This is a genomic window from Sorangium sp. So ce362, assembly GCF_051519845.1.
Classification (GTDB): Bacteria; Myxococcota_A; Polyangia; order Polyangiales; family Polyangiaceae; genus Sorangium.
Genome location: NZ_CP150332.1, coordinates 8,839,912 through 8,866,140, shown reverse-complemented (window position 1 = coordinate 8,866,140; position 26,229 = coordinate 8,839,912). Strand labels below are relative to the sequence as shown.

Annotated in this window: 22 protein-coding genes; 15 read left to right on the top strand and 7 right to left on the bottom strand. The window is 70.6% G+C overall.

All coding sequences use genetic code 11. The features are described 5' to 3' along the window. Nucleotides 1-232 precede the first annotated feature (232 nt). Nucleotides 233-499 (top strand): sensor histidine kinase, encoded by a 267-nt coding sequence (locus tag WMF17_RS34015; RefSeq protein ID WP_437645183.1) that lies wholly within the window; start codon nt 233-235, stop codon nt 497-499. Between the two features lie 45 nt (nt 500-544). Here the strand turns inward: WMF17_RS34015 and WMF17_RS34010 are convergent, their stop codons facing one another. The 4 genes from WMF17_RS34010 to WMF17_RS33995 form a co-directional block, all read right to left on the bottom strand. Then, a complete protein-coding gene (locus tag WMF17_RS34010) occupies nt 545-1,063 on the bottom strand; it encodes a nuclear transport factor 2 family protein (RefSeq protein ID WP_437645181.1) in 519 nt (172 codons plus the stop codon). Nucleotides 1,064-1,213: 150 nt separating this feature from the next. After that, nucleotides 1,214-1,396 carry a hypothetical protein gene (locus tag WMF17_RS34005; RefSeq protein ID WP_437645179.1) on the bottom strand — a complete coding sequence of 61 codons (183 nt, stop codon included), beginning with the start codon at nt 1,394-1,396 and terminating at the stop codon, nt 1,214-1,216. Between the two features lie 107 nt (nt 1,397-1,503). After that, nucleotides 1,504-3,879 carry a phosphoribosylformylglycinamidine synthase subunit PurL gene (gene purL, locus WMF17_RS34000; protein WP_437597424.1) on the bottom strand — a complete coding sequence of 792 codons (2,376 nt, stop codon included), beginning with the start codon at nt 3,877-3,879 and terminating at the stop codon, nt 1,504-1,506. A gap of 52 nt (nt 3,880-3,931) precedes the next feature. Next, a complete protein-coding gene (locus WMF17_RS33995) occupies nt 3,932-5,206 on the bottom strand; it encodes a SpoIIE family protein phosphatase (protein ID WP_437597423.1) in 1,275 nt (424 codons plus the stop codon). A 351-nt stretch (nt 5,207-5,557) separates the two neighbouring features. On the opposite strand from WMF17_RS33995, the gene WMF17_RS33990 reads away from it, so the two are divergent. Genes WMF17_RS33990 through WMF17_RS33975 form a run of 4 tightly spaced genes read left to right on the top strand, consistent with a single transcriptional unit; the run spans nt 5,558 to nt 10,565 of the window. Further along, nucleotides 5,558-6,574, top strand: a complete 1,017-nt coding sequence (locus WMF17_RS33990) for a LolA family protein (protein ID WP_437645177.1) — start codon at nt 5,558-5,560, stop codon at nt 6,572-6,574. Continuing rightward, nucleotides 6,574-8,484: a class I SAM-dependent methyltransferase gene (locus tag WMF17_RS33985; protein WP_437645175.1), complete on the top strand. Its 1,911-nt coding sequence runs from the start codon at nt 6,574-6,576 to the stop codon at nt 8,482-8,484. The genes WMF17_RS33990 and WMF17_RS33985 overlap by 1 nt, the downstream gene beginning before the upstream one ends. Next, entirely contained in the window at nt 8,481-9,404 is a 924-nt protein-coding gene (prs, locus tag WMF17_RS33980; RefSeq protein ID WP_437597419.1) for a ribose-phosphate diphosphokinase, read from the top strand. The genes WMF17_RS33985 and prs overlap by 4 nt, the downstream gene beginning before the upstream one ends. Nucleotides 9,405-9,461: 57 nt before the next feature. Then, nucleotides 9,462-10,565: a tetratricopeptide repeat protein gene (locus WMF17_RS33975; RefSeq protein WP_437597418.1), complete on the top strand. Its 1,104-nt coding sequence runs from the start codon at nt 9,462-9,464 to the stop codon at nt 10,563-10,565. Nucleotides 10,566-10,641: 76 nt separating this feature from the next. Here the strand turns inward: WMF17_RS33975 and WMF17_RS33970 are convergent, their stop codons facing one another. Further along, complete coding sequence (locus WMF17_RS33970; RefSeq protein ID WP_437597416.1) at nt 10,642-11,169, bottom strand: hypothetical protein; 528 nt, start codon at nt 11,167-11,169, stop codon at nt 10,642-10,644. Nucleotides 11,170-11,735: 566 nt separating this feature from the next. On the opposite strand from WMF17_RS33970, the gene WMF17_RS33965 reads away from it, so the two are divergent. The 10 genes from WMF17_RS33965 (at nt 11,736) to WMF17_RS33920 (ending at nt 23,461) form a co-directional block, all read left to right on the top strand. Then, entirely contained in the window at nt 11,736-12,674 is a 939-nt protein-coding gene (locus WMF17_RS33965) for a hypothetical protein (RefSeq protein WP_437645173.1), read from the top strand. Nucleotides 12,675-12,982: 308 nt separating this feature from the next. Further along, on the top strand, nt 12,983-15,397 hold the full coding sequence (locus WMF17_RS33960; protein ID WP_437645171.1) for a type VI secretion system Vgr family protein: 2,415 nt from the start codon (nt 12,983-12,985) through the stop codon (nt 15,395-15,397). 82 nt (nt 15,398-15,479) lie between these two features. After that, on the top strand, nt 15,480-18,581 hold the full coding sequence (locus tag WMF17_RS33955) for a DUF2169 domain-containing protein (protein WP_437645169.1): 3,102 nt from the start codon (nt 15,480-15,482) through the stop codon (nt 18,579-18,581). Then, entirely contained in the window at nt 18,574-19,665 is a 1,092-nt protein-coding gene (locus WMF17_RS33950) for a pentapeptide repeat-containing protein (RefSeq protein ID WP_437597411.1), read from the top strand. The genes WMF17_RS33955 and WMF17_RS33950 overlap by 8 nt, the downstream gene beginning before the upstream one ends. A 67-nt stretch (nt 19,666-19,732) precedes the next feature. Then, nucleotides 19,733-20,323: a DUF3540 domain-containing protein gene (locus WMF17_RS33945; protein ID WP_437597410.1), complete on the top strand. Its 591-nt coding sequence runs from the start codon at nt 19,733-19,735 to the stop codon at nt 20,321-20,323. A 6-nt stretch (nt 20,324-20,329) separates the two neighbouring features. Then, on the top strand, nt 20,330-20,704 hold the full coding sequence (locus WMF17_RS33940; RefSeq protein WP_437597409.1) for a DUF4150 domain-containing protein: 375 nt from the start codon (nt 20,330-20,332) through the stop codon (nt 20,702-20,704). A gap of 68 nt (nt 20,705-20,772) precedes the next feature. Next, the gene (locus tag WMF17_RS33935; RefSeq protein ID WP_437597408.1) at nt 20,773-21,243 is read left to right on the top strand and encodes a hypothetical protein; all 471 of its coding nucleotides are present in this window, start codon (nt 20,773-20,775) and stop codon (nt 21,241-21,243) included. Nucleotides 21,244-21,407: 164 nt separating this feature from the next. Next, entirely contained in the window at nt 21,408-21,626 is a 219-nt protein-coding gene (locus tag WMF17_RS33930; protein WP_437597407.1) for a hypothetical protein, read from the top strand. A 468-nt stretch (nt 21,627-22,094) separates the two neighbouring features. Further along, the gene (locus WMF17_RS33925; protein ID WP_437597406.1) at nt 22,095-22,565 is read left to right on the top strand and encodes a ferritin-like domain-containing protein; all 471 of its coding nucleotides are present in this window, start codon (nt 22,095-22,097) and stop codon (nt 22,563-22,565) included. A gap of 113 nt (nt 22,566-22,678) precedes the next feature. After that, nucleotides 22,679-23,461 (top strand): leucine-rich repeat domain-containing protein, encoded by a 783-nt coding sequence (locus WMF17_RS33920; RefSeq protein WP_437597405.1) that lies wholly within the window; start codon nt 22,679-22,681, stop codon nt 23,459-23,461. On the opposite strand, the gene WMF17_RS33915 is transcribed toward WMF17_RS33920, so the two are convergent. Next, a complete protein-coding gene (locus WMF17_RS33915; RefSeq protein WP_437597404.1) occupies nt 23,442-25,100 on the bottom strand; it encodes a M23 family metallopeptidase in 1,659 nt (552 codons plus the stop codon). The genes WMF17_RS33920 and WMF17_RS33915 overlap by 20 nt on opposite strands. Then, nucleotides 25,097-25,705, bottom strand: coding sequence for a hypothetical protein (locus WMF17_RS33910; RefSeq protein ID WP_437597403.1), 609 nt, complete (start codon nt 25,703-25,705; stop codon nt 25,097-25,099). The genes WMF17_RS33915 and WMF17_RS33910 overlap by 4 nt, the downstream gene beginning before the upstream one ends. Between the last annotated feature and the right edge of the window lie 524 nt (nt 25,706-26,229).

Here is a 26,229-nt window from a genome sequence, read left to right as displayed (position 1 = left end):
ACCTCGGGCTGCGCTATCCGGCCTCCGACATCCCGGCGCAGGCGCGGGAGCTCTACCTCCGGAGCTGGCTCTGCATCATCCCGGACGTCGACTACCGGCCGTCGGACATCGTCCCTCCGCCGGACGAGCCCATCGATCTCAGCTTCTCCGTTCGGCGATCTCGCCGTGAGCACGATGAAGCTCATCAACTCTCTTTACGAATACTCCCGCGAGCCCCGCGCCCTGGGTGGAGGTGGGCTTCGACGAGACGTCGATTCCCACCGTCTTCTACGTCAAGGACAACGGCGTGGGCATCCCCCCGGACGAGCGGCACCGGCTCTTCACGATGTTCGAGCGGCTCTCGACAGCGGCGCAGTACGGCGAGGGGACCGGCTCGGGGCTCGCCATCACCCAGCGGATCATCGAGCGTCACAAGGGGCGGATCTGGGCGGATTCACCCCCGACCGGGGGCACGGCGTTCTACTTCACCCTCGCCGGGGCGCCCCTCACGGACCCGTGACCCGCCAGCGCACAAGCGTGTCGGCCGGGGCCCGGCGTTGCGCGGTCAGAGGCCGTCGTCGCCGGGAGCGCGCCGGGGGTGGACGGTGGCGGAGACGATCTTCCAGTCTCCGTCGACCTTCTCGAGCCGGAGCGCCACGGGCAGCTCGTCGCGCCGGGCCGCGTGTCCGTGCCGGGCGCCCGTGACGGTCGCGGTGGCGGTCACCTCGGCGGTCATGCCGGCCGGATCGACCTGGATCTCCGTGTCGCCGAAGCTCACGTCCGCGGTCTGATAGACGACCGCGGCCTGGGTCGCGGCCGCCGCGAGGTCGTCACGGCCGCTGAGCCGATCGCCGATCTCGACGACGCGGGCGCTCGCCTCCTTCGTGAAGATCTGGGCGAACTCCTTGCGAACGCGGCCGTGGCGCACCAGCGGGTTCCGCTCGCCGTCGTCGATGCGCACCGCGGCCTCGAGCTGGGCGAGCCGGTCGCGGATCCGGTCCTCCTCGGAGGGCGAGAACAGCAGCGCCACCACGGCGAGGACGGCGCCGAGGGCGATGAGCCCGAGCGGGAGCCAGCGTTTCATCAGGAAAGTATAGGCGACCGGCGCCGCGCGGGCGCGCGAAACCCCCCCCCGGGCGGAGCGCAGCCGCGCGTTGCGTTCCGGCGCTTCCGGCGCGGGGCGCGGAGCCGAGCCGCGCAGGAGCGGCGAGCGCGTCCGCTCAGGCGCTTGTCGTCACGACGGCGAGGGCGCCACGGCGAGGGCGCCCACCCGGAGGGCGGTCAGGACGGCCTCGCGGAGCCGGGCGGAGCCGGCCACCTCTTTCCAGAGATAGCAGTCCCTCAGATAGCGCCCATAGAGGGTGCGATCGATCTCGCTGTCCTCGATGAGGAGGATCACGGCTTTGCGGAGCGCCATGGGCGCCAATTTCTCTTGTCCCGGCGCAGGACGCAAGTTGGACGCTGCACGCAGCGCGTGGGGAACCGCCCGGAACATCGAAGGGCAGACCCCGAGTTGCTTGCTCGCTAGCTCCCGACGATCGGCTCGAGGCACCGGTCGCGCGCGTCGCGCAGCGCGCCGAGCTCGACGTCGATCACCAGCGCGCCGCCGGCGGCCGCGATCGTGAGCCGGTCGCCGCCGGTGGTGCCGAGCTCGGCGCAGGGCACGCCGGCCTCCCTGGCCCTCCGCGCGACCTCGGGCGCGTCCTCGGGCCGGACGCTGACGACGATGCGGCTCGGCGCCTCGCCGAACAGCGCCTCGGCGAGCTCCTCGCGCGCTTCATCGTTCGGCGCCTCCGGCAGCCGCACGCGGGCGCCCACCATCGCCGCCGGGTCGTCGGCGGCGGCGCAGCACTCGCCGAGCGTGATCGCGAGCCCGCCGTCCGAGACGTCGTGCGCGCTCTGGAGGAGCCGCGGCCGCGAGCGGGCGAGCGCGAGGCAGAGCCCCTGGAGCCGCACCTCGCGATCGAGATCGATCGCGGGGCTCGGCCCCTTCACCTCGCCGGTGTGGCGCGCGACGTACTCCGAGCCGCCGAGCGGGCCGCCGCGCGGGTCGCCGAGCAGCAGCACCGAGAGGCCGGCGGCCGGGAACGACGCCCGCAGCACGTCGCCGGCGTCCGCGACGAGCCCCACGACGGCGACCGTCGGCGTCGGCAGGATCGCGCGGCCGTCGGTCTCGTTGTAGAGCGACACGTTGCCGCTCACGACGGGCACCGAGAGCGCGCGGCACGCCGCCGCCATGCCGTCGATCGCGAGCGCGAACTGCCGCATGATCTCCGGCCGCTCCGGGTTGCCGAAGTTGAGGCAGTCGGTCAGGCCGATCGGCTCGGCGCCCGAGCACACGACGTTGCGGCACGCCTCCGCCACGGCCATCGCCGCGCCCTGGAACGGGTCGAGCTCGCAGAGGCGCCCGTTGCAGTCGCTCGAGAACGCGAGGAGCTTCTCGTACCGCTGGCCGTCCTTGTCGCAGGGGGCGCGCACCACCGCCGCGTCGCTGCCGGCGCGGACCTCGGTGCCGCCCCGCACGATCTGGTCGTACTGCCGCCACACCCACGCGCGCGAGCCGAGGTTCGGGGAGCCCGCCATCGCGAGGAAGAGCTCGGACCACGAGGACGGCGCCGGGAGGGTGCGCGGGTCGAACGCCCGGCGCGCCGGCAGCGCGGCGTCGTCGCGCTGCGGGCGATCGTACTTCGGCGCCGCGTCGGTCAGGAAGTCGACCGGGAGGTCGCAGACGACGACCGGGCTGCGAGCGACGCCGGCGGCCGCGCCGCCGAGCGGGTCGTAGCCGGGCGTGGCGCGCACGACCCAGCGGCCCGTGTCGGTCACCTGGCCGATGATCGCCGCGTCGAGCTCCCACTTCGTGCAGATCTCGATGACGCGCGCCTCGCACCCGGGCTTCGCGACGAGGAGCATGCGCTCCTGCGACTCGCTGAGGAGCATCTCGTACGGCGTGAGCCGGGCGGCGCGCCGCGGGACGAGGTCGAGGTCGAGGTCGAGGCCGCTGCCGCTCCTGCCCGCCATCTCGACCGACGACGAGGTGAGCCCCGCGGCGCCCATGTCCTGGACGCCGACGAGCAGGTCCTCCGCGAAGATCTCGAGGCACGCCTCGAGCAGGAGCTTCTCCATGAAGGGGTCGCCGACCTGCACCGTGGGCCGCTGGCTCGGGCCGCCCTCGGAGAACTCGTCCGAGGCCATGGTGGCGCCGTGGATGCCGTCGCGCCCCGTCTTGGCGCCGACGTAGAGCACGTTGTTGCCGATGCCGCTCGCGCGCCCGTAGAAGATGCGGTCCGTGCGGACCACGCCGCAGGTGAAGGCGTTGACGAGGATGTTGCCGTCGTAGGCGCGGTCGAAGAAGAGCTCGCCGCCCACGGTCGGCACGCCGATGCAGTTGCCGTAGCCGCCGACGCCCGCGACGACGCCGCGGAGCAGCTGCGGCGTGCGCGGGTGGTCCGGCCGGCCGAAGCGGAGCGAGTCGAGGTTGGCGATGGGGCGCGCGCCCATCGTGAAGACGTCGCGCAGGATGCCGCCGACGCCGGTGGCGGCGCCCTGGTAGGGCTCGATGTACGACGGGTGGTTGTGCGACTCCATCTTGAAGACGGCCGCGAACCCGTCGCCGATGTCGACGACGCCCGCGTTCTCGCCGGGCCCCTGGATGACGCGCGGGCCGGTCGTGGGCAGCCGGGCGAGGTGCACGCGGGAGCTCTTGTACGAGCAGTGCTCGCTCCACATCACGCTGAGCACCCCGAGCTCGGTGAACGTCGGCTGCCGTCCGAGGTGCTCGCGCGCGCGCTCCCACTCGCTCGCCGAGAGCTTGTGCGCCTGCGCGAGCGCGATGTCGACCGGCGGATCGCCGGGGAAGGGGGAGGGGGAGCCAGGAGGAGGGGCGGCAACGACAGCGCTCATCGCGGGCCTAGCTAGCGCAAGGACGGAGGGATGGGAAGCAGGGGAGCGCGCTCTACGCGTCCCGCTTCACGAGCAGCGCCGTAAGATCGTCGATCTGCTTCGCCGAGCCGGCGAAACGGCGCACCTCGGCGAGGAGGGCGCCGAGGATGTCGGAGGTGGGGCGCGCGTGCAGGCGGTGGATGAGGTCGCCGACGCGCTCCTTGCCGAACACCTGGCCGGCGGCGTCCTGGTACTCGTAGAAGCCGTCGGTGAGCAGCACGAGGAGGTCGCCCGGCGCCATCACGAGGGGGGGCGGCGGGGGCAGGTCGAGGTCCTTGAACATGCCGAGCGGGACCGTCGTCGGATCGCGCCACGCGACCTGGCCCTCGGCCGCCCGGTAATGGAGCAGCGGCCCCTGCCCGGCCGCGTGGTAGCGGAGCTGGTGGGTGGCCGGGTCGAGGATCCCGAGGAACGCCGTGATGAAGCGGTCGTTCGGCAGGTCCTCGATGAGCTGCTGGTTGATGTGGTGAATGAGCGCGTCCATGTCGGCCGAGAGGCGCAGGCCGATGCGGAGCATCGCGCGGAACTGCGTCACGCTGAGCGCGGGGCCGATGCCGTGGCCGGCCGCGTCCGCGAGCAGGAGGAGGATCGGGGACATGTCCGCGCGCTCGTCGAGCCGGATGACGTCGTAGATGTCGCCGCCGGTGTCGTCCGCCGGCTTGCTGAACGCCGAGAGCGAGTATCCGGGGCAGCGCGGGAGCCGGCGCAGGAGGATGTTCTGCTGGATGTCGCGCGCGATGGTGAGGTCGTGCTCGAGCTTGATCTTGATCATGCGCTCCTCGAGCAGGAGCGTGCGCTGCACGGCGACGGCCGCCTGCGCCGCGAGCAGCTCGGCGACGTCGCTCTCGTCCGGGCCGAAGTGGCCCGCCGCCGAATTCAGCATCTGCAGCACGCCGACGAGCTTGTCGTCGAGCCCGATGAGCGGCACCGTGATCACGGATTTCGTGTGATATCCCGTCCGGCGGTCGATCTCCGGATTGAACCGCGGGTCGGTATAGCAATCGTCGACGACGACGGTCCGGCGATTGCGCGCGCACTCGCCGGCGATGCCCTTGTCGATGCTGACGCGGATCTGCGCCTCGCCCGTGGCGACACGCGAGTAGAGCTCTTTGGCCTCCTCGTCGTAGAGGAAGACGCTCCCGCGGTCGGCGCCTATCACCTCCCGCCCCGTCTTGATGATGAGCTCGAGCAGCTCCGTGAGGTCGCACGGCGCCGCGAGCTTGCGCGAGACGTCCAGGATCAGGATGAGCGACGACGCATCGATCAGGGAAGGAGTGCCCACGCGCATGCGGTCGGAGAGTTTGGGCTACGTGGAAATAGGGGTCAAGACATGGTCTCGCCCGGGATGCTCGAGGCGAGCTCGTCGACCAGCGCGTGTCGCGTCCGCCGTCGCTCCCGCGGCCGTTTTCATCGTGATTCCATCGTGATTCCCCTCGCGGCTCCGTGGTCGGGCCGGCGTCCTTCGCAGCGCGCCATCCGTTATTTTTCGAGCGGCGCTGGTCGAGCGCGCCCCGGCGACGACGCGAGAGCGCCGTCGAGGCCAGCGCGGCGGCGCGGCCGGGGGCGTCGTCGGCGCTACCACCTCGGCCCTACCTGTCCTAGAACACGCGGCGCACACCCCTCGAAAGCGAGCTCCTCGATGATCCGCCTCCGCCTCGCCGCCCTCGTCCTGCCCGCTGCCCTGGCCGCGGCGGCCTGCGACGCGCCGCCCGCTCCGGCCGGCGGCGCGGCGGCCGACGGCGCGGCGGCCGACGGCGCGGCGGCCGACGCCGCGCCGCCGGAACCACCGCCCCCTGCCGTCGCGCCGCCGGCGAGCGCCCCCGCGGCGCCCGCGGGCGCGGAGGGCGCGGCCGACGCGGCGGCGCCGGCGGACGCGGGCGCGCCGGCGGAAGACGCGGGCCGGAAGCCGCCGGTGGACGCGGGGGGCGCGACGGCAGCGGGCGACGCTGGGGGCGCGACGGCAGCGGGCGACGCGGGGGGCGCGCGCGCCGAGGCGCCGGCGGCGACCACCGCGCCGGCGCCGGGCGCGGGGGCGCCGCCCCCTGTGCCGCCCGCCGAGGCCGGATCCGCGGACGCCGTGGCGGCGGAGGTCGACGCGATCTTCGTCGGCAAGAAGACGTACTTCGCCCGCTTCAAGCAGGAGCACACGCAGAAGATCTCCGGCGCCGTCAAGAAGCAGAGCGGCACGCTCTCGGTCGCGAAGCCGGACAGGATCTCGTTTCGCTACGACCCGCCGAACCAGAACCGCATCGTCTCCGACGGCGTGTCGCTCAAGGTCTACGTCGCCGAGGACCGGCAGATGTTCGTGACGCGGGTGCAGGACTCGGAGTATCCGGGCGCCCTCTCGTTCCTCATGGGCCACGGGCTCCGCCCGTCGTTCACGTTCACCTTCAACGAGAAGGCGAGCTTCGCGGGCGGCCCCGTGCTCGTCGGCAAGCCGCGGGCGCCGACTCCTCACTACGAGTTCGTGATGTTCTATATCGACAGGGCGCTCCTCGCGAAGAAGGACCCGGGCGTCGTGCGCCGCGTCCTCATCGTCGACGCGCAGGGCAACCGGAACCGGTTCGACTTCGAGGACGCGTCGCAGCCCGCGTCGATCGATCCCGCGGAGTTCCAGTTCGCCGCGCCGCCCGGCACCGACGTCAAGCAGAATTGATGACACCGCCCCTCTCGCTCTCCGAGCTCTTTCCCGACTTCCATCCGGAGTGGATCCTCGCCGAGGACGCGGATCTCATCGTTGTCGACAAGCCGGCTGGCCTGTCGACGCACGCGCCGGAGGCGGACCGGATCGACGATGTCGTGACGCGCCTCCGCGCCTTCCTCCGCGGCCGGGGCGACGCCGAGGCGTACCTCGGGATCCACCAGCGGCTCGATCGCGACACCTCGGGGGTCCTCCTGTTCACGCGGCGGCGCGAGGCGAACGCCGCCGTCGCGCGGCAGTTCGAGGGGCGCACCGTGCAGAAGACGTACGTCGCCGCCGTCTCCGGCTTCGGCGATCGCGCGCCGCGCGGCACGCTGCGGCACCGCCTCGTCCCGGCGCCGGGCGGCGCGATGCGCGCGATCGCCGAGGCCGGCGCGGGGCGGGAGGATCGGGGCGCGGGGGGCAGGCGGAAGGGCGCGGGCGGCCAGGAGAAAGCCGCCGGCGGCGTGCTGGCGATCACCCGCTACCGGCTGCTCGAGCGCCGCGGCGACCGCGCCCTGCTCGAGCTCCGGCCCGAGACCGGCCGCACCCACCAGCTCAGGGTGCAGCTCGCCGCGATCGGCTTGCCCATCACCGGCGATCCGCTCTACGGCGGCGCCGAGGCCTCGCGCCTGCTCCTGCACGCCGCCGAGCTCCGCCTCGAGCACCCGGCCACCGGCGCGGCCGCGACCTTCCGATCGGAGCTGCCGGCGGCCTTCGAGGCGTGGCTCGCGGCCTCGGCCGTGGACCCGTACGCGGGGGGCGTCGCGGCCGTCGAGCGCGCCATGCGCGAGGCCGCCGAGCGGCGCTACGGCGTCGCGCGCGCCGGCGACACCACGGCGTTCCGGCTCGTCCACGGCGCGGGCGACGGCCTCCCCTTCGTCTCGGTCGACCTCTACGGCGAGCACCTCGTCGTGTCGCTGTTCGGCGCGGGCGAGGGCGAGCCGGGCGCGCCGCCGCGCGACGTCGTGCTCGACGCGGCCCACCGGCTCGGGGCGAGGGGCGTCTACCTCAAGGTGCGCCCGAAGCACGCGAGCGTCATCGTGGACGCGCGGCGCGAGGAGTTCGCGCCGCGGCACGCTGTCCGCGGGGAGAGCGCGCCGGAGGAGCTCACCGTCCTCGAGCACGGGCTGCCGTTCAAGGTGCGGCTCGGCGACGGGCTCTCGACCGGCATCTTCCTCGACCAGCGCGAGAACCGGCGGCGGGTGCGCGAGCTCGCCCGGGGCGCGCGGGTGCTGAACCTGTTCGCCTACACGGGCGCGTTCACCGTGGCCGCCGTGGCGGGCGGCGCGCGCGAGAGCGTCACGGTCGACGTGTCCCGGGGCGCGGTCGCCTGGGCGCGCGAGAACCTCGACGCGATCGGCGCGGACGCGGCGGCGCACGTCGTGGTCGAGGCCGACGTGTTCCCGTGGCTGAAGACCGCCGCCCAGGCCGGCCAGCGCTTCGACCTCATCGTGATCGATCCGCCGAGCTTCGCGACCACGAAGAAGAGCCGCTTCAGCGCGGCGAGCGATTTCGGCGCGCTCGCCGCGCTCGCCTTCCGCCTGCTCGCCCCGGGCGGCCGGTTGCTCGCGTGCACCAACCACCGTGGCATCGTGCGCGCCAAGTTCCGGCGCCATTTGCACGAGGCCGCGCGTGAAGCAGGATGCGACGTCGTGCAGATGAAAGATCTCCCCGATCCCGTCGATTTCCCGGGCGAGCCCGGCATGGAGCCCCACCTGAAGAGCGTCCTCGCCAGCGTGGGCGCGCCTTCTGCGAAGGCCGCGCCGTCGACGAAGGCCGCGCCGCGCGCGCAGGCCGCGCCGCCCGCGAAGGGCGCGCCAGCCCGCGGCGCTCGGCGAGGGGCCGGCGCGCCGGCCCGGGCGCCCCGACGGGGGGCGCGATGAGCCAGCGCCGTCTCCTCATCACGATCCGCTCGTACGCGTACCTCGAGCCCGCCTTCCTGGCCGCAGGCGACTTCGAGCGCGGCCTCGTCGAGCGCAAGAGCTTCCCGGACGGCGAGCGCTACCTGCGCGTCGCGGTCGACTGCTGGGGGCGCGACGTGGTCCTGCTCGGCGGCGCCCCGCAGGACCTCGACTGGCTCGAGATCTACGACCTCGGCTGCGCCATCTCGCGCGCCGGCGCCCGGTCGCTCTCCATCGTGATGCCCTATTTCGGCTACGCGACCATGGAGCGGGCCGTGAAGCCGGGCGAGGTGGTGACCGCGAAGACGCGGGCGCGGCTCATCTCGGCGATCCCGGCGTGCGACGCGGGCACGCGCATCTTCCTCTTCGATCTGCACACCGACGGCATCGAGTTCTACTTCAGCGACTCGCACGTGACGCGCCACCTGTACGGCGCCCCGCTCATCACGCAGGCGGTCCGCGAGCTGATGGGCGATCGCCCGTACGTGCTCGCGGCGACGGACGCCGGCCGGGCCAAGTGGGTGCAGAGCCTCGCCCGCGGCCTCGGCGTCGAGCCGGCGTTCGTCTACAAGGAGCGGCGGGGCGACGGGCTCGGCGTGACCGGCGTCAACGCCGATGTCTCGGGCCGCGAGGTCGTCATCTACGACGACATGGTCCGCACCGGCTCGTCGCTCGTCCAGGCGGGGCGCGCCTACCTCGCCGCCGGGGCCTCCAAGGTCCACGCCGTCGCGAGCCACCTCGTCCTGCCGGGCGACTCGCTCGAGAAGATCAGGAAGGCCGGCGTCTTCACGACGCTGCTCGGCACCGACTCGCACCCTGGCAGCCAGCAGCTCGCCGATGCGCCCGGCGCCCTGCGCTCGGTGGCGCCGCTCCTGGTGCGCGCGCTCGAGCGCGAGACCTAGGACACCTCCGGCGAGGGGCGATTCAAGCACCGTACCGCCAGGCTCGTCCACGGTTTCATGAGAGAGGGAACCACAGCGCCACAGAGGACTCAGGGGGCTCTCCGCGAGCGCGCCCTCCATCATCTCTCGACTGGCATGCTCCGGGAGGCGCGCTCGGACGCCGGCGAGGCGCTCGCGCTCATCGAGCGGGAGCTCGGGCCTGACCACCCGGAGTCGGCCGGCGCGCTCCTCCTGCTCTCGCAGATCGCGGCGACGTCCGGCGACCATCCGGCCGCTGAAGCGCACGCGCGCCGCGCTGTCCGCGTCCTCGCGCCGGCCCGAGGACGCGGCGAGATCGCGCGGCTCCGCGTCCAGGCGTGGCGCGCCCTGGCCGCGAGCGCTCGACTCCAGGGCCGCTACGTGGACGCCGCGGGGCGCGCCCGCCGCGCGCTCCGGCTGGTCGAGGCGGCCTTCGGCGCCCGCGACGTCGAGGTCGCCGCCTGCCTCAACGAGCTCGCGATGAGCTGCAAGTACCGCGGACGCTTCGCCGAGGGGGCGCGGCTCTACCGCCGGGCGCTCCGCATCCTCGAGCGGGTCCACGGGCCGGACCACCCCGAGCTCTCGCCCGTGCTCCACAACCTCGGTGGGCTCGAGCACGCCCGCGGCCGCGCCGCCCGCGGAGAGCCGTTCGCGCGCCGCTCGGTGGCGCTGCGGGAGGCCGCGCTCGGACCGGAGCACCCGCTCGTCGCGGAGGACGCCGCCGCGCTCGCGGCGATCCTCGATGCCCAGGGCAAGCGCGGCGAGGCGGAGGCGCTCTACAGGCGCGCGCTCGCCATCTTCGAGCGCGCGCACGGCCCCGCGCATCACGAGGTCGCGTTCACCACGAGCAACCTCGCCGCCCTGCTCTACGCGAACGGGGAGCTCGACGCCGCAGCACGCCTGTTCCGCAAGGCGATCCGGCGGATGGAGGAGCTCCTCGGCCCGGCCCACCCCGACCTGGCGATGGCGCTCAACAACCTCGGCGTGCTGCGCCTGGCGCAGGGCAAGCGCGCGTCGGCTCGGCCGCTGCTGGAGAGGGCGCTCGCCATCTACGAGGCGACGCTCGGCCCCGGTCACCCGACGCTCGCTGCCTGCCGGGAGAACCTCGCGGCGGCGGGCTGCGCCGCCCGGCCGCTGGTCTGACGAGCCGCCGCGCGTCGCGCCGCGGCGGCTCCAGGCGCGGCGCTGGCCCCGGCCCGCGGCGGTCACGCGCCGCGGGTCACCGCGGGCGGCGGCTCGAGGGCGCAGCGCCCGCTGTCCGTGCCCGCCGCCCGGCCTTGCCCCCGGCCTTCTTTGCGCCGCCGACCCGGAGGAGCGTGCCGTTGTGGTTGGCGCCGATGGGGACCACGGCCTTCACGTAGCTGGATCCGGAGACCGAGCCACTGCACATGATGCTGAACGTCCCGGTATAGGCCCCCGGCGTCGAAGGCGGCGTGAAGCTCACGCCGACGGTCCGCGTGCCTTGGAAGGAGGTCGGGCAGTTCGAGAAGCCGAAATACTGGCTCGATATGTCGCACTGGCAGCCCGACAGGCTCGCCCCCTGGCTATCCACGACGACCGAGCTCCAGACCGTCGACTGCCCCGAGACCGTACCGAAGTTACGGACCTCCGGGTCGAAGGTCAGCGCCTGGGCTGCCTCGCCGAGGGCGTCCTCTTCCCCCGCGCCATCGACGCTGTCCGCCACGCAGCCCGACGCACCCAAGCTCGCCAGCAACAGCGTCCCGACCATCACACACGATTTCTTCACGAAAACCTCCTCCAGTGCACTTCCTACGTGACATGCGACTGCCCGACGCGAGGACGCGCGCGGTCATCGCATCGGAGCCGCCTCCGCCTGCGCATCTCGTCGCTGGAACCAGGAGAGAGCTCTCCATTCCACGAGACCCAGGCTCCTGACCTCTACCCGTGCAGGCTCATGCGCCGGGACAGGCTCGGGAATCGGTATGCTGGATGTTCGTACTTCCTCGATACGAGGGCTCGCTTCCAGCGAGGCGCTGCCGGCATGCCGGCGACACGACTCCGGTACCGATCTCCGCGCCCACGCTCGGCGCCAGCGGCAGCGGCATACTACTCCTGCACAGCGCACGTTGTCCAGCTTACCGGACGCAATCGCGGCAAATCGGATCGTGCTATCCAATTCCTCTTTCAGAACCCTCGAGGCAATTTGTGTGCCAGCATACGTCTGCTTGCACGCCTGTCGGCCCGGCCAGGGCGGAGTCTGGCTCGTCCCCGTGCGCGGGATGCGGGCAGCAGCCGTTCTGCAGCGCCTCGCGCGACCTGGACGCTGGCATGAGCTCATGTAGGATCGCGAGCATGCGTGAAAGATGCGTATTTGTAGCGGTCCTCGCGTGTGCCCTGACCGCCTGTTCGGAGTCGCCGCCCGACCCCAGCGCCGGCGGCGGTGGCACAGGTCCAGTCGGCAGCGGCGGCGCCGGCAGCGCCGCGGAGACCAGCTCGATCGCGGCGGAGGGCGCGAGCTCCAGCGCCGCGACAGGCGCCGGGACCGGGGGAGGCGGAGGCGGAGGAGCACCCGAGGGCGTGTGCGCCAGCGTCTCGGAGGTGCCGCCCGAGCTGGGGCTCGACCCGTTCTACAAGAAGTACATCGACGCCTCGGGAATCCCCGTCGTCAGCTCCGGGAGCCCGCCGGACGCGGCGCTGCTGCGCGCGTGCTCGGTCGTCGTCCGCATGCTCGGCCTGCGCGACGACGTGCGTCAGGCGATGATCGCGAACCACACACGCGTCGCGGTGATGGCGGAGACGGAGCTGACGACCGACATCCCCGAGCACAGCGATCTTTACGAGGCGTTCCCGGGAACGGACTGGGACACACGGGCCCGCGGCCTCGGCGCGACGCCCGCCCGTCCGGCGAGCTCGTGCGCCGAGGAGAACGTCCTCTGTTATCCGAGCGATCGGTACACGGGCGAGGACATTCTTGTGCACGAGTTCTCGCACGCCATCGCGATCATGGGCATCGCCTTCGCCGAGCCGACCTTCGACCAGGAGCTCGCGGAGGTGTTCCAGGGCGCGCTCCAGGCCGGAAAATGGGCGGACACCTACGCCGCGACGAACAAGGACGAATACTGGGCCGAGGGCGTCCAGGACTGGTTCGACACAAACATCGAATCGATCCCGGGGAACGGGATCCACAACGAGATCAACACCCGCGTGGAGCTGCGCGAGTACGATCGTCCGCTCCACGATCTCATCGCCAGGTACTTCGCCGACGACGCGTGGCGACCGAGCTGCCCCTGAGGAGCGGACATCGAGGGAGAAGGACGAGCGTCCCGGCCTGCCTCGCCGTCGAGGGTGAGCCCCTGGTCATTCCTCCACGCCGCCCTCGACCCGGCCACGTCGCCGACGAACGCGCCGACGAACACGCGGACTTCCGCCGCATGACGAGATCACGAGCGGACCCCACGGGGATTTCCGCTCGGTTACCGGCGCCTCGCTGGACGACAGCGACAAGCAGGCGTACCGACACACGATCGACACAATTCCCGCCTACGCTACATGGCGCGCGTCCTCTCTTCCTGCAGCTGTTCCTTACCACAAGGCTCCCCATGCCCGATAACTTCGTCGTTCACTCGAGCGTCCTGCCCTCTTCCACCCAGATCGCGGCTTTCCATGGCACCGAGGGTATCTCGAAGCTCTACCGTTTCGAGCTCTACCTGATGATGACGAACGACGTCGGCCATGATTTCGATATGGCCGCGGCCGTGGGCCAGCCGGTGACCCTCTCCCTGGAGCGGAGCGACGGCGGAGAGCGCTTCCTTCGAAGCGGTGTCCTTGGCAGCATCGAGCTCATCAACGACTTTGCCGGTCGGTGCGTCTTCCGGGCCACCATGGTTCCGCGCCTCGCATTGCTTACCCTGTCGCTTCACAGCCGTGTCTTCAGCCAGAAGACCATCCCGGCGATCATTCAAGACGTCCTTCAAAAGGGCGGCGTCACGGACTGCGCCTTCCAGCTCCGGGGCGCCTACGGCGCCGAAGAGCACGTCTGCCAGTACCGCGAGAGTGACTATGCCTTCATCGCCCGGTGGATGGAGCGCGAAGGCATCTACTATTACTTCGAGCACGGGGAGGGCGGCGAGACGCTGGTGCTGGTCGACGAGCGCTCGGCCCATCAGCCCCATGGCGACAAACCCGTTCGTTATTACCCGCAAATCGGCGGGGCCAACACGGCGAAGAACACCATCCACGCCTTCACCTGCCGGCATGGCGTCATGCCCGGCACGGTCCGCCTCAAGGACTATGACTACGCCAATCCGGCCGTAGCGGTCGCGGGGCAGGCGTCCGTCAGCGCCAGCGGCATCGGCGAGATCAGCCTGTACGGTGCTCGGTTCTTCTCGGCGGGCGAAGGGGAGCGGCTGGCGCGGATCAAGGCCGAGAGCCTGTCCGCGACCGGCGTTGTCTATCAGGCGACGGGCGGGGCGGCGACGCTGATCCCTGGGTTTACCTTCGAGATCGAGGACCATCCGCGGGCCGCGTTCAACACGACGTATCTGACCACCGAGGTCGAGCACTGGTCCAACCAGTCCCCAGGCGTGCCCGAGCTTCGGGAGCTTGCGCCGTGGGAGGAAGTTTATCGTATCGAGGCCAAGGCCATCGCCGCGACGGTGCAGTTCCGCGCGCCGCAGATCACCGAGTGGCCGCGGATCTACGGCACCGAGACGGCCATCATTGATGGCGCGGCGGTCAGCGACTACGCCCAGATCGACAGCCATGGTCGCTACCGGGTCAAGTTCAACTTCGACGAGAGCGACCTGAGCGGGGGGAAGGCGTCGACCTGGGTTCGGATGCTTCAGCCCCATGGCGGTGGCATCGAGGGCTTCCACTTCCCGCTGCGAGCCGGCGTCGAGGTCATGTGCGCCTTTGCGGGAGGCGACCCCGATCGACCGTCCATCGTCGGGGTCGCGCCCAATGCGCTGACGCCGAGCCCGGTCACGGCGGGAAACAGCACGCGGAACGTGATCCAGACGGGCGGGCGGAACCGGCTCGAGCTGGAAGACCAGGCCGGGCAAGAGCGGATCACGCTGTCGACGCCCCACTCGAACACCTACCTCCGAATGGGGGCGCCCAACGCCGGCGCGACGTATGAAGTCAAGACGGAGGGCCACGCTTTCACGTTCATCGGAGGCTCCTCCGAGAACGTCGTGTGTGGCAACCGAACGGCGCTCACCGTGGGCATCTCCGAGAATGTGGTGGGCGGCTTCCGCCTGAGCGTCACCGGCGGATACTCCGGGAACTTCATCGCTGGATACTCACAGAACGTGATCCTGGGCTATCGCAGGACGAGCATCTTTGGCAATGAAAAGACGACCGTCCATGGGAACCGAGACACCTTCATCAAGGGGAAGCGGACCACGCGGATCAAGGGTGACGACGAGGCCTTGCTCCTGGCCGATCGCGACGTACGGATCATGGGCAGCAGCGTGTTGAATATCCTCGGGAGGCGTACCACCCGTATCACGGGCCGTGACGAGAGCACTTTCCTCGCCGGTCGAGATACGACGGTCAACGTGCTGAACAAGACGACGATCAACGGTCGTAGCGAGACCGACGTTACAGGTGCGCGAAGAACGGACATCCGCGGTCCCGCCACCAACAACTATCACGCAGGGCGAACGACCACTGTCGCAGGGGCGAGCGAGACGACGATCAGAGGTAGTAGCACCACCAAGGTCTTTGGCCCGAGAAGATCCACGATTGTTGGGCCGAGCCAGAAGACTGTGAGGGGCCCCGCCGAGGCCGTCGTGACGGGCCTCTACACGACCAAGATCGGATCGCGCGTCGAGATCATCCACGGAACGAAATACGAGAACATCAAGGGGCTGGCATTCAAGCGCGCCCCCCTGGAGATAAAGAAATTGAACGCGGCGGAGATCGCGACGAAGGGCTACAAAGCTTCGTCCGAGATCCATCTGATCAAGACCCGCCTCGGCCTCTCGAACGCGGATTTGCACATTCTGAAGTGATCCACCTGCTGCGTGTGGAACAGGCTCGCGCCCACCGCTGAGCCGTACGATCCATCGAGCCCGCTACCCTGGATTCCGCCGTATGAAAATCGTCAAACCGATGCGCCTCGGGGTGGTGCCGAGGGTCTTCATGAACCAGCGCACCCCGCACCTGCTGGTCACCACCTTCGTCGGCTTCTCCTACGACCGACCGGCCCGGCTGCTCTATGAGCCGACGGTCTGGACCATGGCCGCAAAGGAGCTCGGCGAAGATGGCCTCCTCGACGAGTTCAATCCCAAGACCCGGGGCGAGCTCCTTGTCACGGGCTGCTGCTATCCGCCGGGCCGCGTCGCTCGCCCCGCGAGCTCCGTCCGCGCCCAGCTTGGACCCATCGACAAGACCCTCTATGTCGTCGGCGACCGGACGTGGGGGCTGCTCGGCATGTCGGAGCCGGCGCCTTTCACCGAGATGCCCGTCACCTGGCGAAACGCCTTTGGCGGAGACGGTTTTGCCAAGAACCCGCTGGGCAAGGGCCACGGCGACAAGAGCACGACGCTCCCCAACATCGAGTCGCCCAAGCACCTGATCCACGCGCGCAGCGACCGTCCGACGCCCGCCGGCCTCGACGGCTACGACCTGACCTGGCCCCAGAGGTTCTCCAAGATCGGCACCCACGACAAAGCGTGGCTCGACGAGTGCTTCCCTGGCTTTGCGCGGGATCTGGACCCGACGCTGTTCAACATGGCCCCGGACGACCAGCAGATCGACGGGTTCTTCCGGGGCGACGAGGCCTTCGTGGTCGAGAACATGCACCCCGACAAGCCTCGGCTTGAAGGCGCCCTCCCCGGGGTCGCGAGCCGATGCTTCGTCTGCCTCAAGACGCGCGACGGCGTGGTGATCCGCGAGCCTGCCATGAAGCTCGATACGGTGCGCCTGTTCCCGCACCGCGAGCGGGGAGTCGCGCTCTTTCGCGGCGGCATCGAGATCACCTCGGACGACGCGAAGGACGTGGTGGCCGTGCTGGTCGCCTGCGAAGCCATGGGCGCCCCCAGGCCGGTCGCGTATTACCATGACTACCTGACCCCCCGGCTTGGCCCCCCCAGCACCGCTCTCCCGGATGACGAAGACGACATGCTCATGCCGGAGCCCGAGGATCCGGAGGCGCCGCCGCTGCCCGATGACAAGCTCTCGGGGCTCGCGTCAAGGCTGCGGCGGGAGGGGTTCCTGGGAGGTACTCCGGCTCGATCCGTCAAGGCCGCGGCCGTAGCCGCGGCGGGGGCCGGTGCCGTCGCCACCGGTGTCCACCAGGCCGAAGCCGCGCAGGACCCCGATGTCCAAGCGATGGAGGCCGAGCTCGCCGAGATGGGGATCGACCCCGAGCACCTCGCCGCCGCAGCCGGCGAGGACGACGCGGAGCCGGCCACGGACTTCCCGGAGGACACCGGGGAAGAGGAGAGCCTCGCGTGGTCCGAGGCGGACGCCAGGGTAAACCACGAGGAGGACGCGGAGCCGATCGCGTCTACGGCCCCGACGACGACCCCCGTCGCGGCAGACGACGACGAGGACGTCGAAGCGCTTCGAGAACGCGATGCGCTCGTGGAGCGGGCCAGGAAGCACCTGCGGGACCATGGCATCGATCCGGAGGCGCATTTCGCGCAAGAGGGCCCCTCCGACGACCTGGCGCCCCTCGATGAATCCGAGGAGGCCCTGGTCAGCTTGGTCGATAGCAAGACCCGCACAGGGTTGAAGGTGCACGGGGTCGACGTCGATGCGTTGTTCGCGAAAGCGCGTCAGAGCGCCGCCGAGCCTCCGGGCGAGGTCACGCTGTCGCAGATCCGCGAGCACTTGCGGCAGGCGCTGGAGAGCGAGGGCGTCACGCCAGAGAAGACCGAAGAGCTCGTGTCGACGGTGGATTGGCGAGCGTTCGAGGACGAAACCCAGGCCGCCGATGAAGCCGATCTCGACGGCGCCTACGACCTCCCCGACGAGGCGCCCGAGGTTGCCCACGCCCTGCCCGAGGAGCCAGCCGGCGACCCCCTGCCAGAGGACGAGGCCCTGGGCAGTGAGCCCACGGAGGACGAGGCCTTCGAGCTCGCGGAGGGACTGGACGAAGAGGCTTCGTTCTTCGCTGGCCGGGGCGAGGACGGGCCGCGGCTCGCGCACCTCTCGCTGGCCTCCGCGCCGCTCGACAGCGATGAAGCTCTACGACTTCGCCACGAGGTGGAGGCCGGGCACGAGGAGGGGCGGAGCTTTGCGGGGTGCGACCTCACGGGCGCCGACCTCTCTCACCTCGACCTCGAGGGAGCCGACTTCTCGGGCGCCATCCTCGAGTCGGCCTTTCTCACCGGGAGCATCCTGCGAAAGGCGAAGCTCACAGGAGCCATCCTGGCGCACGCAAACCTGGTGGGCGCGGATCTCTCGGAGGCCAAGCTCGATGGGGCCAATCTTGGCTCGGCGTGCCTGCGGGACGTGAAGGCCCGTGGAGGCGTCGATTTCGGCGAGTCCGTGCTTGTCAACGCTGACCTCTGGGGAGCGGATTTGTCCGGCGCCAACCTGTCGGGCGCCGACCTCTCCGAGGCCAATTTCTGCGACGCCAACCTGGAGGGGGTCGTCGCAGAAAAGGCGACGTTCCAGGACGTAGACCTCACCGGAGCGCGCCTCGTCGGCGCGCGGCTCTCGGGGTGCACGTTCAACGAGGTGAATGTGACCGAGGTCGATTTCACCGGCGTCGACCTGAGCTCCGCCACCTTCATCGCCGCCGAGGGCGACAACGCCATCTTCCGGAACGCCATGGCGAAGGACCTCGCGAGCGTGAAGGGCTCGTCCTTCGCGGGCGCAGACTTCGGCGGTGCGACGCTCACCGGCGCGAACCTGATGGGAACGTGCCTTCGTGGCAGCGACTTCTCCGATGCGGACCTGCGCGGCGCGCTGCTCAATGAGGCCGACTTGACCGAGGCGACCCTGGATCGCGCGAACCTCGTCGAAGCGATGCTGACCCGAGCCGACCTCACCGGGGCGTCGCTCTACGCCGCTGACCTGAGGCAGAGCATCATGAACGATGCATGCGTCCGTGGGGCCAACTTCGAGAAAGCAAACCTGTTTTGTGTGTGCGCCGACCGAATGGTCGGAGACGACGACACGAGCTTTGCCGGCGCCAACCTCAAACGACTCCGGGTAGTGCCGGCCCAGGGGCAGCATGGATAGGGAAGCGCTGTGCAAGCTGATTGAACAAGGAGAGGTCATTTCGGAGCTGGACCTGTCGGGCCGCGACCTCTCGGGGCTCGACCTCTCCGGCGGGATCTTCGAAGATGTCCGCTTCACCAGCGCCAACCTCGCGGGCGTCAAGGTGCGCGAAGCGATCTTTCACCGCTGTGACCTGGCAGGAGCAAACCTGAAGGGGTTGGATTTTCACCTTGGCACCGCCATGGACTGCACGCTCGCGGGGGCTGTGCTCGTCGACGCCTCGTTGGTCGGTGCGAGCTTCACGCAGGTAGACCTTGAATCGGCCGATCTGACCGGAGCTGACCTCTCGTCGGGCGACATCGCGCGATCCAGCCTCAAGGACGCCCGATTGGTCCGTGTCGACCTGACCGACGCCACCCTGCTTCAGACCGAGAACGCAGGCGCGGACTTCTCCCAGGCCAACCTGACCAAGGCTGTCTTGTTCCGCCAGGACCTGTCCCAGGCCATCCTCACGGGCACCACCCTCGTGGAGGCGATCCTGGTCGAGGTGCGGATGGGGCCCAAGGACTTCCGGCGGATGGACCTCAGCCATGCGCAATTTACCAACGCCGACCTACGCGGTTGCGACCTCTCCGGGGCCACGCTGACGCAATGCAGCTTCAAGGGCGCCGACTTGACCGGGGCTCGATTGGATGGAGCCATCGCCCAGCTGGCCGTCTTTGTCGAGGCGACCGTGATGAACGCGAGCCTCGCCCAGGCCGACCTGAGCCATGCGCTCTTCGTCGATGCGCGTGTGGACGCCGCGAACTTCTCGGGCGCGCGGCTCGACGTGAGCGTCTGGCATCGAGCGAGCTGCCCGGGTGCCCGCTTCTGCCGGGCAGACCTGAGCTATGCCGATCTCTCCCACGCCGACGTGTCTTCTGCCGACTTTTCCGGTGCGACGTTATCGCGCGCGCGGCTGCATCGTGTGACGGACAAGGGCACGATCTGGCCGCTGAGCAAGGCGCAGGCGCACGGCGACGACGAGGACGTCAAAGAAGCAGAAGACTGGCAGGCCAACGTCCTCGGGAGGCCGGCCGGTAGTCAACGCACCCCTCACTCATGAGGTAACCATGCAGAGCGTAGCAAGGACGAGACAATACGCGCGGGAAGCCCACGGTGAACACGGCGCCGTGCTCCGCATCGACGGCTCCGCGTACATCATCGAGACCGATGATGGCGAGGTCCGCGCGAAGCGCGCGACGAGCTGTCTGCTGGCGCCCGCCGCCGGAGACCTGGTGCTTCTTGCCATCGTGAATGGCACGCATTACATCCTCGCCGTCCTCGAGCGGGAGGAAGGCGCCCCCTCACACATCGTCTCCGAAGGGGATCTCCAGATTCGTTTGCGGAGCGGCTCGCTGGGCCTCGCTGCGCCGGACGGCGTACACGTGGTATCCGGCAGAGATCTCTCGATGGCCGCGTCGACGTTGCGTGTTCAGGCCGAGGAGGGGCACGTCGCGCTGGAGCTGTTCTCGTTCCTCGGCAAGACGGTCCGCGCGGAGGTCGACCGGGCCAAGCTGATCGGCAGGAGCCTCGACTCGCAGCTCGAACGGCTGTTGCAGAGGGTGAAGCGCTCGTACCGCATCGTGGAAGAGGCCGACCATGTGCGCGCCGAGCGTATCGACTATGCGGCCAAGGGCAACGTCGCCATCCACGGCGAGAACGCCAGAATCACCGCGTCGCACGTCGTGAAGATCGATGGCGACCAGATCCAGGTAGGGTGACCGGATATGAGCTTTGCCGTTACGTCGGGCGGTGGACTCGACTTCGGAGCTCCGGATGTCTGCTTGCCGGGGCCCGTCCCGTACCCGAACAGTGCATTGAAGGCCAGTGCGATATCGCCCGAGTATACAGTTATCTTCGTGCGCGGTCCCGCCCACACCCTGGCAACCAGCATTCCGATCTCCATCGGCGATAACCCTGGGGTTCTTGGCGGCGTGGTTTCCCACCGCTTCATGGGCCCCTCGCGGCGCCTCGTCCCCTATCCCAAGCTGCTCGTGAGGAACAAGCCGGCGGTGCGGCTTGGCGCCACGGGCATTCAGAACCAGATCAACACGAACGGTACGACCATCGTCCCGAGCCAGGTCAAGGTCCTGCTCCTCTGACGTTCGCTCGAACATCCGCGAGGACGACGCCAGACCCTGCGCTGTTCTGCCCGGTGAGGGACACAAGCATGGCCATCAATGAGCACGCCCGCGTCCGCTTGGCGATCATTCAAAAGAAATACGGCAATCGTCTGGACCAGGGGACGAGCGGGTTGGACCTGCCCGACCGGCGCGGGCGTTTCAATGGTGATTTTCTGCGGATCCTGGCCGACATCGTCGTGCCCGCGTTCGAAGGCATCGGCGATGAGCTCGCCTCGTCGGGCCATGCCTGCCGGATCGAGCGTGACGCGGGCGAACAGACCCCCAGCATCGAGCTTCACGTCCTGCTCCGGGGCGTGCCGGCGGACGCCAACAACCTGATCCGCCTCTTCTCCAGCGCCGACGCCGGGGGCGATGGAGAGGTGATCGCCGAGGTCAACGTTCGCCAGACCTTGACCGAGCTCACGCGATTTCGGGTGCTGTCTCGGATCACCCAGGAGGTGGCGGAGCAGATGTGCGTGGACGCCATCGAGCACATCTTCGCCTGCAACGCTCGCTGAGCGCTCGATCAAGCGGCCTTGGTCACGCGCCGCCGCCCGTCGGCGCTGGTGCGAGGGGCCACGCCATCGAGCGCGCGGCGCTGAATTCCCTTGCCGGCGCCGATCGGCGCGTGGATGCTCCCCCCGGATGCGCGGGTCGCGCAGAAAGGATGAGCGTCGAGGCCATGGACGAGCTCGTACGACAGGTCGCGGAGAAGGTTGGCATCTCGGAGGACAAGGCCCGCGTGGCCGTGGAGACGGTGGTCAATTTCCTCAAAGAGAAGCTCCCCGCTCCGCTCGCCGCCCACGTCGACACCGCGCTCGGCGCGGCGGCCCCGGCCATCGCCAACCTGGACGTCGCCAGCCTCGCGGGCTCCCTCGGCGGCCTCTTCGGCAAGAAGTAGCATCGCCTCCCTCGCTGGCGCTGCCCGCCCTCTCCCTTCCACCGAGCTCCTCACCCGCTCCTGACCTCGGCGGCGCGGCCTCCGCGCCTCGAGGCAGAGGCGCGCTCATGTCCAGGACGCGCTCGGGCCTCGCCGCTTCGCCCGGCGTGAGCACGCCTCCTCCTGCGCCCCCGGCGTTTCACGGCTCCGTCCTGGCCCGGCTCGCGCGGCGCGACCGTGGCCTCGATCTGGGCTGAGCCTTCGCATCCGCCGGGCGCGCTGGCCCCGGAGAGGCCGTCGCGGGCGCGGCGGGCGGCGACAAGCGTGGAAAGGCGCGGGATTCCTGGACGATGCGCGCGCCGCGATGGATAGCCGCTGCACAGGCGGGCTCCGGCACCGGGCTTGCGAGCATCGACGACCTGGAGAAGCACCCGCCCACCTCTCTCTTCGCGGGCGGCCCTGCTTCCGGGGCGAGAGGAGCGATATTCCATGGCGTCCGTGATCGGCGGCGAAGCCGCGTTCATCGGGTCCTTGACTGAACTGATCGAGCTCAATTGGTCCACGGTGGACGCGCTCCGAGCGGCGCTCTCACGGATGAGCCGCCCAGGCGACAAGAGCCGGCTCGCGACCTTCTTGAACGATCACGAGCGCCACCTCGAGGCGCTCGCCGCCCTGGCCCATGAGCTCGGCGACCCGCCCGTGGAGAGCGCCGTCCGACCCAAGCTGAAGTGCAAGGCGCTGACGAACGGGATGGTCGGGGATCGCGCCATCCTGGAGGCGATGAGACATTACGAGGAGGACAGCTGCGCCGCTTACGAACGGATGATATCGTCCCGTGAAGGCCTCTCCGACCGTGCGCGCGACGTCCTCCGGCAGTCGCTCGCGGTCGAGCGGCGTCACCGCGAGTGGTTCTCGGAGCAGCTCGACTCCCGGCAAGGGCTCCTGCTCCTGCCGCTGTAGCGAGCGCCCCGGTCCACTCCGCGCGGACTGCCTCGATCCCGAGCAGCGACCAGAGCGCGTGAGGGGCTGATGGCCGGCGGTTTTCTTCCGCCGTCTCGTGTATCATCGGCGCGATGATTCGTCCTCTGGTCCTTGCCTCCCTTGGCCTCGTCGTCTCCCTCGTGGGCTGCGACGAGCCCCAGAAGCCCGCCGCCCCGGCGGCCTCGGCCGCTCCCGCCGCGCAGGCGCCCGCCTCCGCGCCGCCCGCCGCGAGCCCGGCGGCCGCGGCCAGCGCGCCGCCGAAGAAGGAGGTCGTGTGCACGAAGAGCGACCCGGTGACCTTCACGCATCCGGCGCTCGAGGCCAGGGTGCGGCAGCAGCTCCAGAAGCCCGAGGGGCCGATCAAGCGGGCCGAGCTCAAGAACATCAAGACCATGAACCTGTCCGACGCCCAGGGGCTCGACGAGCTCGATCCCTGCCTCTTCCCCGAGCTCACGGGCGTCAAGGGGCTTTACCTGCCGCCGGGCAAGATCGACGACCTCCGCCCGATCAAGGGCCTGCTCCGGCTGGAGTCGCTGCGCGTCTCGGCCACGCTGGTCAAGGACCTCTCCCCGCTCGCCGGCCTGGTCAAGCTCGACCGGCTCGACATCGGCCGCACGCCCGTGAGCGACCTCTCCCCGCTCGCCGGCCTCACCCACCTGACCGAGCTCCAGATCGACGAGACCGAGGTGACGGATCTGGGCCCGCTCGCCGGCCTGAAGAAGCTCGAGATGCTCCAGATGAAGCGGACGCGGGTGAGCGACGTGTCGCCGATCCGGGATCTCAAGAGCCTGAAGAACGTGTACCTCGAGGGCTCGCGGGTCGACGACGCGAGCCCGCTCCGGAGCATCCCGGGGATCAAGATCCACGAGGGCTGACACGCCGGGCAGCGCGCCGCCGCGCCGCGCCGAGCGCCGCCGCGGCGGCGAAGAGCCCGAGCGGCCGGCCCGCCGCTGCCCCGCCCGCGCCGGCCGCGCCGCACTCGCAGCGGAGCTCGCCGTGGATGCGGCCGCTCGCGTGGGGCGCATCGTCGTCCGTGCCGCCCGCGCCCGCAGCGCCCCCGGAGCCGCCGGAGCCGCCGGCGTCGGGACCGCCGCCTTCGCCCGGCAGCGGCGGCGTGTCGATGACGTAGAGCGCCGGCGCGGAGCCCTGCGCCAGGAACGGGCGCGGCGGCAGCGCCGGGCCGAGCGGCAGCGCGGCGAGCCGCGCGGCCGGCCACACGAGGGCCTCGTCCGGATCGAGCCGCCATGCGGCGGCGACCTCCGCGTCCGGCACCGCCCGCCGCTCGGCGCCGTCGACAAGCCAGAGGGACGCAGCGCCGTCGTCGCCGCGCACGAGCAGCGGCGACGAGGGGAACGCGTCGCCCTCGGGGAGCGCCTCGAGCGCCGCGTCCGGCGCGCCGGCGACGTCCCAGAACCGCGAGAACCCCCAGGCGCCCAGCGCCTCGACGTCGCCGAGCGGCCGCCTGACGCCGTCGGGCAGATCGAGCGGGCACGCGAGCGTCTTCGGGCTCCCCCCGAGCTCGACCTCCTCGCCGCTCAGCGCGTCGACCCCGTAGGCCCGGACGGCGTGATCGCCGCCGAGCAGGCTGAGCGGCATCGGCGCCTCGAAGCCGTGCGCGCACGGGCCGGGCGGCTCGCAGAGGTCGTCGCGGCGCCGGTCCGCCGGGAAGGTGTGGCCCTCGGCGCCCGCGTCGGTCGCCGCGGCGTCGAAGTAGAGCCGCGCGCTGCCCGGCGCGTCCTCCGCGTCCGGGTCGCGGGCCCAGCCGCTGATGCCGGCGCAGCCCGCGGTCTCCAGGGCGCCCTCGGGGGGCTTGTTGAGGAGCGCCTGGTACGAGGCCACGAGCGAGGTGTAGGGCGGCACATAGACCAGGCCGACGCCGCTCAAGGACTGCCGCACGTTGAAATGGAGATGAATCGTCGTCGGCGTGCCCCCGAAGACGTTGGATACCTTCCCGATGCGCTCTCCCCGCGACACGTCCTGTCCCGGCGAGACCTGAACATCGGACATGTGCAGGTAGTCGTAGCGAGTCCCATCCTCGCCGGTCAGGTACACCGAGTAGCTGCCGATGCTCGTGATGATGCCGTCCGCCACCGCGACGACCCAGTACTTCCCCGCCTCGCAGGTGGGCGGCCGGACGTCCTGCCCCTGGTGACCCGCGCCGGAGGGGCAGAGCGGCATGGCCCACGACCGCGACTCGCAGTAGTTGTCGCGCCACGGATAGGCGTAGTTGTCCGCGTCGCACTGTCCGCCACGCGGGCCGGCGTTCCCGCCTTTGCTGTACACCTGTGAGTTCGCGAACGCCGGGCCCTCCTCGAGGGGAAAGCGCATGGACGGCGCATACACGACGCCGTCGGCGCGCCCCGCGCCCGAGCCGGGGACGAGCTCGCCGGCTGGATGGTAGGAGAACGGATCGGCCGCGGCCGTGGTGGGCAGGAGCGCGAGCGCGGCGGTCGCGAGGAGCGGGGCGGCGGCGGCGGCGGGGCGGGGGCGACGGAGGCGGGGCGCGGAGCTCATGGCCTGTCTCCCGCCGCCTTTGCGCCGACGCCGCCCACGTAGACGAGCTCCGAGGCGAGCTCGCGGAGGAGCGCGTCCGAGGCGCAGGGCGGCGCCTCGGGCGACGCGCACTCGACGTCGAGCGCGTACGAGACGCCGTTCTCGAGCCAGGACGCGGTCCAGATACCCTCGTTCGCCGTGATGAACGCCGGCGCCCCGCGCACGGAATGGGCCCCCTGGAGCGGAGGAATACCCGGAACTTTGCGCGCGAGACGGGTCATTGTGAGCGAGACGGTGATCGACTCCGTCCTTGCCCAGAACGAGGTCCAGTGCTCCTTGGCCACGATGACCGGCGCCGCGAGGAGCGCGCGCCGGGACGGCACGAGGACCGGGACCTGCGAGGTCCTGGCCGCATGGGTCGCCGTCTCGGGCAGCGCCGCGAGCGCGCTCCGGTCGACCGAGGCGGGAGAAGGCCAGGTGACGGCGTTGATCACCGGCGCCACCGCGACGGACAGCGGCTGGGCGGCCGCCGGGTCGCGCGGCGTGTCGGAAGGGGGGGCGGTCGGATCGCACGCGGCGACCGCAGCTGAGAGGAGGATAACAACAGCAATGGGCACGCCGCGCATGAGCACTCCCGGAAAGGGACCCTCTATTCTAGTCGAAAAAATACATCCCCGGCCAAGAGATGGCGGGGCGCGCGCGAGATGTCGCCGGAGTGTGACCGGGACGACTTGACGCTCTGCGCGAGGGCGCCGCGTGCGGGGGCGTCCAACGAGACCGGCCAACCGCCACGCGTGCGTGAGCTCATGACCGCAGCCGTGCGGCCGCGCTCGGCCGGCGGCAGCAAGAGACAGACGATCGTCGATTGCGCGTGATGCGTGGACATCCCCCGGGATCACCGGATGGCGGGGACGTGTTTCGATCTGGTCAACGAGACGCGCCGTGGTAGTTCAGAATATGCCCTGCAGGAGCGGCGGCGGCGAGTGGGCCGCTGACGCGTGCAAGGGTTGAAGAGGGGATCGACAGGCAACAACTGATGTCTCGCGGAGCCGCGAGAGGGTGCTCGCGTGGAGCGAGCGGCGCGCGAATCGTCGCGCCGCTCGCTCCAGGGCCGGCTCTCCTCGTCGTCATCTCCGCTGTTAGCCGCCGG